The following is a 6,646-nucleotide window of genomic DNA, read 5'->3' on the forward strand; positions in this document are numbered from 1 at the left end:
TTACAGGTATCCAGTTTCGCCCCCCACTTTCACTGAGAAATTTTGCCGTTGCTGAAATTAGAAATTCTGGCGCATCTATTCCATCCCCCGGTTCAATTTCATCAATATACAGATGTATTAACTTACCAATATTACTCAAATTACTCATTGTAAAAAATATTCCTTAACCAAATCTATATAATATGTGGGAAAATCAAAGAATTAATCAATGACTTGATATTGCTCTTCTCCCACTTTTTTCACAATTACAGGTACCCAGTTTCGCCCCCCACTTTCACTGAGAAATTTTGCCGTTGCTGAGATTAGAAATTCTGGGGCATCTATTCCATCCCCCGGTTCAATTTCATCAATATACAGATGTATCAACTTACCAACATTACTGAAATTACTCATTGTAGGAAATACTCCTTAACCAAATCTATATAATATGTGGGAAAATCAAAGAATTAATCAATGACTTGATATTGCTCTTCTCCCACTTTTTTCACAATGACAGGTATCCAGTTTTTACCATCTGTTTTATTCAGAAATTTTGCCGTTGCTGACATTAGAAATTCTGACGCATCTATTCCATCCCCCGGTTCAATTTCATCAATATTAGATGTATTAACTTACCAATATTAAGTAGGTCGGTGTTGAAAATTATCGTTATGAAAAGGCAGGAGGCAGAGGGCAGAAGGGAAGAGAGTTTTTGGCAAATTTACTTTTCGTTACTAACTTGTTGTTTTTTTGAACTGTTCTACTTACTCAAATTACTCATTGTAGAAAATACTCCTTAACCAAATTTATATAATATCCCTTAGCTATTTTATCTTTGTAAACAGCAGGTATATGAGAAAAAGCAGAATTTGCAATAGAAGCATAATTAGGAAGTTCAAATATATCTGTATTTTTGTTTGCTGCTGTATAGCGGGGATAAAAATATGGTCTAAGGGCAAATTGATGATTTGAATTTTCTTGAGCTTCTCTAATCAGTTTATTGATATGCAATTTAGCACCTTTCTTTTGAGCGTCCGTCATTTTCTCACCATTAAAAAAAATCGGTAGAGCTACTGGTCCGAAATCTTCATTTTTTCTTCTTGCTGCATCTTTTATTCTTGCTTTTTGAACTGCTGGAATATATTCTTTAATAGCTATAGCTGCATTTTCTAGGGAAAATAAGTTGTTATGTTTTGCTGGAATTAGCACTACATCTGCTGCATAAACAGCACTAACACTAAATATTCGCCAGTTGGGAGGAGCATCAATGAAGATATAATCATAGCTATTTTTTAGTGTGTCTAATAATTTGCTTAATCTATCAAAGGTAATTTTTTGCGCAACATCGTCCCAATCGCCAAGTTTTCCATGTACTGGAATGACATCAAAACCAAATGATTTTTTTGATTTTTTACTATTAAGTTTGTAGGGATAAATGACATCTGTGACATTAATATTTTTATCTACTAAACAATCATAAAAAGTAGGTGTACCTGGTTTTATTGCTAGAGAATTTGTCAGGTCTCTTTGATTAGGGTCAAAATCAACAATCAAAACTTTCTTATTATACAGAGATAAGGTTGCTGCTGTATTAACTGTAGTTGTTGTTTTTCCTACGCCACCCTTATTGTTATAAACTGCTACGGTTAATACTTTTTGTGGCTTATCAATTTTTTCTTTAATTGATGTAGCTATTTTGATGATATTTTCTGGATTAATTTCCAAACAAACTGTCGCCGGATGAATAACTTTTCCATGCTTTCTAAATAATTGAATGTGATTAGCATTGGTAATTATTCCCCACTTAACTGTTTGACAGTTTTCTGCTAACAAATACCGTTTAATTTGCACAACTGTCTTTTGATATTGTGTCGAATCAGGAGTTAAATTAACATTCCGAGCTTTCAATTCTACGAGAATATCTGGATTAGTCTTTGTTTGGGAAAATATATCATTTTCCGTACTATGACGGATAGCATAATCAACAGCATCAGTACCACTTCCTGTAGGAAAAGAAGGTACCTGCTCATTTAGTTCAAAACCTAAAAACTTGAATAATTCAGAAGCAAAAATCTGATTAACTTGAGCTTCAGATGCGTCCTCCGGCAGATTTTTGACCAAAGCATCTACAAGGGCTTGATTTTTCACAGCACTATCCATCTGTCGTTAATTTTTTTGACTTTAACTATCAGCCTATCACGACAAGTATGGCAAAAAATCTCAATTTTATCTACTTACTTACATCTATATATATTTATATGCTCGATTAGCACTAACCGGATTAAAATTCGTATCTACAAATTGCACCGGACTATAAGTATCAATCCACAAATGAGCTCCACATCCAGCCGGGTTGTGAGGTCGATAAACAATTCGACAAGGACCTTTGATTTCTAGCTGATAACCATAGTTATTGTGATTAGTCTGCTTCACAGAAACTACTGGTTTGATATCTTTTAGTGGGTGATTTGCATTGCGCTGAATGATATGCTGATTAACATGAATCATAGTCGGTTTAGTACGCCTCCGCTTACACCAAATACCTTTCGGTCCTCTGGTACCAGGATAAATTACAGGCATTTCATTGTCTTCTGGCCCATAAATGGGAATTTTCCAGAAGCCATTTTCTTTGTAAGCATTTTTCACTCTACCTTGAGCCAATAATATCCGCAAACGTTGACCGGAAATACCCAATAAATATGCTGCTTCTCTAGTTCCAATAATTTTTTCTTGATCCATTGCACAATAGTTTTTTGATATAGAATTTTAATTAATAATCAAAAAATACTTTAACTTAATTTTCTAGCTAAAAACCACTAACTCCACAAAACTTAATCTAGACTTTCTATGTAAATAAATTTTTGAAAATTTATTATTTAACAAGATAAGGAAAATAATTCTTTCAGTTTATTTGGTTGCTGATCATATTCTGCATCCCTATTGCGATCGCTCTTACTATTGAACAATAAGTATAGCAATGTGCGCTGGCATATTTACACATTATTTTTTGTACACCTTTTCCCTTACTGCACTTTGAGCTAGACATTGTAAATACCTGAGCGCTCATTGCTATATTTGAGATTATTCAATTTTTATTTTGATAAACTGTTTTTCTACACTGCAAAACTTATGGCTTATTTACCTAGCGGGACTTTAGCAAAAAATACCTTAAAAATCGTTTTAAATCCTTGCTGTGTAATGCTTTAAGGTCAAAATAGCCTATTTATTGTACAAGCTAGATTTGAGCCATTTTTAGCCAGAGCAACGAAAACACGTTGCTACCGTTGAGTTTGAAGCCATTTTCAGCCTAAAAAATATCAAAGTCCCGCTAGCTCCTCCTCATTTAACAAAAAAGGCAAACTAGGTTTTTTTATTTTTTGATTCTTGATTTTAAGTGAAACTTGAGGTTAGAAATCAAGATTCTTCTTTCCTTCTGCTATCCTAATCTAAATAGGCAGTTATACAGTAACCCTACCTGTAATTTCTTTAATTTTTAACTTTTTACTTTTAATTTTTGACTTAAATTTATGCTCAGAGCTGGAATTGTCGGACTACCCAACGTCGGAAAATCTACCTTATTTAACGCTTTGGTTGCTAATGCTAAAGCGGAAGCTGCTAACTTTCCATTTTGCACAATTGAACCCAATGTTGGTGTGGTGTCGGTGCCAGATGAGCGGTTAAATGTGCTGACTAAAATTTCTAATTCTGCTCAAACTATTCCTACTAGAATTGAGTTTGTTGATATTGCTGGTTTAGTAAAAGGTGCTAGTAAAGGAGAAGGCTTAGGTAATCAATTTTTATCTAATATTCGAGAGGTTGATGCTATTGTTCAGGTAGTCCGTTGTTTTGATAGTGAGGATATTATTCATGTTTCTGGTTCTGTCGATCCAGTGCGAGATATTGAGGTAATTAATTTAGAATTGGCTTTGTCCGATTTAGCTCAAGTTGAGCGCCGAATTGAGCGGACTAAAAAACAAGCTCGTACCAGTAAAGATGCTCAGGCAGAGTTGGAAGTTTTGACAAAATTAGAGGGGATTTTAAATGAAGGTAAGTCGGTGAGAATGGCTGACTTAAATGAAGAAGAATTTCTGTTAATTAAGCCTTTAAATCTGTTAACTTCTAAGCCCATAATTTATGCCACTAATGTGTCTGAGGATGATTTGGCTAGTGGGAATGATTGGGTTGAAAAAGTCCGCAATATTGCTGCGGTGGAAAATGCTCAAGTTGTGATAATTTCAGCTCAGGTAGAATCAGAATTAATTGAGTTACCGGAGGAAGAAAGAGCTGATTATTTAGAATCTTTAGGAGTAGAAGAAGGTGGGTTGAAATCTCTGATTAAGGCAACTTATGAATTGTTGGGATTGCGTACTTATTTTACTACTGGAGAAAAAGAAACCAAAGCTTGGACGATTAAGGCTGGAATGTTAGCTCCTCAAGCTGCTGGTGTAATTCATACTGATTTTGAAAGAGGTTTTATTCGAGCAGAAACAATTGCCTATAATGATTTAGTAGCTACTGGTTCAATGACTGCTGCTAAAGAAAAGGGTCTGATGAGGAGTGAAGGTAAAGATTATGTTGTTAAGGAAGGAGATGTTTTGCTCTTCCGATTTAATGTTTAGATTTCTGTTAATTTAAGGAGAAAAAAATGGCTACTGAAGAGATTGTTAGACTGATTGTTATGTGGTTGATTACTGCTGTTAGTTTGTTTATTATTTCTAAGTTGCCTACTGGGGTAGAAATTGATGATTTTAATATTGCCTTGATTTCTTCGGCGATATTTGGGCTGTTAAATGTATTTGTACGTCCAATTTTAGGAACTTTAGCTTTACCAGTTAATATAATTCTTCCTGGTTTAGTTACTCTAGTTGTTAATCTTGTTATCTTTGGTTTAGCTGCCTGGTTAGTAAGTGGATTTCGACTACGTTGGGGATTTTGGAGTGCGTTAATTGGTTCTTTAGGACTAACTTTTATTAACTCTTTTCTTTATGAGTTACTTAGCAAAGGATTAGTCAGTTAGGCAGCAGTTAAATTATCAAAAATTGTGGGTAATTTTAGGTTTCTTGAAAATTGATATCTAGTAAATTACCCACTTTTGCTGTAGAGAAGTAGGGAGTAGGCAACTACTAATTATAGTCATTCTGAATAAGACTGGAAAACTTTTTTAGCTGAAACTCTTTCAAGGCAAGAAACCCTTGTCTCAATCTTAACTGGAATGACTATATATCTACCTTCTCTACCATTAGTTTCATATCTAAGCCTTACCTACAGTGCATCAATTAGACAGAGTTTTAATTCCTCTACCAGGATTATCAATTCCATTATTCTGAGTATTAGTTTTATTTCTGAGCGTTTGAACGAGTTTGATTTTATAGTAAAAACCTAATTATATTAAGCCCAGCTTCTCAAAGTAGAGTTATAATTTTTCTCTGTTATCCATTTCTTCACTTCTGTTGTTAAATATTTTGCTTAAACCTATTGCAGAAAAATTAAAGGAAGAACAGGAAAATATTGCTGAAAGTTTTGCCGAAGTAACTATTTTGTTTGCTGATTTAGTAGGTTTTACTCAGTTATCAGAAAATATTCCTCCTACGCAGTTAGTTAATTTACTTAATGAAATATTTTCTTGTTTTGATGAGTTGACTGATAAATATTATTTGGAAAAAATTCAAACTAATAGAGCTTATGATAATATTGAAAGTCAAATGATGACTGCTGAAGTGGATAACTAGAAAAAGTTATCTGCTATAAAATAACTAAACTACCAGAGGAAAATAGGATGGAAAACACTGTAAATTGTGCAGAAGCTTGTGTTAATGGATGTGTTTTAGGTGACAAATGCCCGAATCAGGAATATGTAAAAGAAACATCAAAGTTTATTGATGATACTCCCTTAGATAAAATGTTGGAAATAGCTGAAGAAGCAGTTATGAAGAAAAGAATGGCTCCTCCTAAATGGGTAATTCCTGAGTTTCCTGAGTAAAAATAATATGAAATTAAAAACGATAGTGTTCAGCACCTCTGACACGATCGCCAACTTTTTAATTAATTTAATTAATTAATAGACATCTGGTGGAAAATAAATAAATCTTTTAATTAGATCAGCTAAGGAAAGAAAAATTTACCCTAAAAAATCCTTTTTAGTGCCTTCGCGCGTAAAAATATCTTACCTGTTGCCTGTTGCCTTTCGGAGCTGTTGCCTACTCCTGCAAAAAATCTATATCTTTTTCACGCCTAGGTCTAATCAATAATATAATTTAGGCGATCGCTATTTTCTCAGACTAAATCCTCTTTCCTCTTAAATTACTTGAATCAAGTCTTTTCAAGCTATACATAAAAAAGATATAAACGGGTTAAAATCAGTGAATAATCCACTGATTTTAACCTCGATAAAACTTAAATTTAAACAGACAATAATTTTAGTTGTTCAAGTAAACTGGGTGATACATTCGAGTTTACTGAGACTATGTTCAAAGAAATTAAATTCTTTGATTAAAGAGGATTTGGCGATTATTTATATAAGTAGCTTATCATAACCGAATTTAGCATAAATCAAAATTTTAAAAATTTTACTGAGACTATGTTCAAAGAAATTAAATTCTTTGATTAAAGAGAATTTGGCGATTATTTATATAAGTAGCTTATCATAACCGAATTTAGCATAAATCAA

7 protein-coding genes are annotated in these 6,646 nt (G+C 33.3%); 4 read left to right on the forward strand and 3 right to left on the reverse strand.

What is annotated here, in order from left to right; all coding sequences use genetic code 11:
• Positions 1 to 201 precede the first annotated feature (201 nt).
• From D5R40_RS29145 to D5R40_RS29155, 3 genes are all read right to left on the reverse strand, one after another.
• Complete coding sequence (locus D5R40_RS29145; protein ID WP_192901164.1) at positions 202 to 393, reverse strand: hypothetical protein; 192 nt, start codon at positions 391 to 393, stop codon at positions 202 to 204.
• Between the two features lie 363 nt (positions 394 to 756).
• Positions 757 to 2,139, reverse strand: a complete 1,383-nt coding sequence (locus tag D5R40_RS29150; protein ID WP_124146263.1) for an AAA family ATPase — start codon at positions 2,137 to 2,139, stop codon at positions 757 to 759.
• Between the two features lie 84 nt (positions 2,140 to 2,223).
• Positions 2,224 to 2,718 carry a hypothetical protein gene (locus tag D5R40_RS29155; RefSeq protein ID WP_192901165.1) on the reverse strand — a complete coding sequence of 165 codons (495 nt, stop codon included), beginning with the start codon at positions 2,716 to 2,718 and terminating at the stop codon, positions 2,224 to 2,226.
• A gap of 788 nt (positions 2,719 to 3,506) precedes the next feature.
• Between D5R40_RS29155 and ychF the strand changes: the two genes are divergently transcribed.
• The 4 genes from ychF to D5R40_RS29175 all read left to right on the forward strand — a co-directional run bounded on the left by ychF (position 3,507) and on the right by D5R40_RS29175 (position 5,959).
• Positions 3,507 to 4,598, forward strand: a complete 1,092-nt coding sequence (gene ychF / locus D5R40_RS29160) for a redox-regulated ATPase YchF (protein WP_124146264.1) — start codon at positions 3,507 to 3,509, stop codon at positions 4,596 to 4,598.
• Positions 4,599 to 4,624: 26 nt separating this feature from the next.
• On the forward strand, positions 4,625 to 4,996 hold the full coding sequence (locus tag D5R40_RS29165; protein ID WP_124146265.1) for a phage holin family protein: 372 nt from the start codon (positions 4,625 to 4,627) through the stop codon (positions 4,994 to 4,996).
• A 445-nt stretch (positions 4,997 to 5,441) separates the two neighbouring features.
• Positions 5,442 to 5,708: an adenylate/guanylate cyclase domain-containing protein gene (locus D5R40_RS29170; protein WP_240039085.1), complete on the forward strand. Its 267-nt coding sequence runs from the start codon at positions 5,442 to 5,444 to the stop codon at positions 5,706 to 5,708.
• A 47-nt stretch (positions 5,709 to 5,755) separates the two neighbouring features.
• A complete protein-coding gene (locus D5R40_RS29175; protein ID WP_124146267.1) occupies positions 5,756 to 5,959 on the forward strand; it encodes a hypothetical protein in 204 nt (67 codons plus the stop codon).
• The last annotated feature ends 687 nt before the right edge of the window (positions 5,960 to 6,646 follow it).

Source organism: Okeania hirsuta (assembly GCF_003838195.1).
Lineage (GTDB): Bacteria > Cyanobacteriota > Cyanobacteriia > Cyanobacteriales > Microcoleaceae > Okeania > Okeania hirsuta.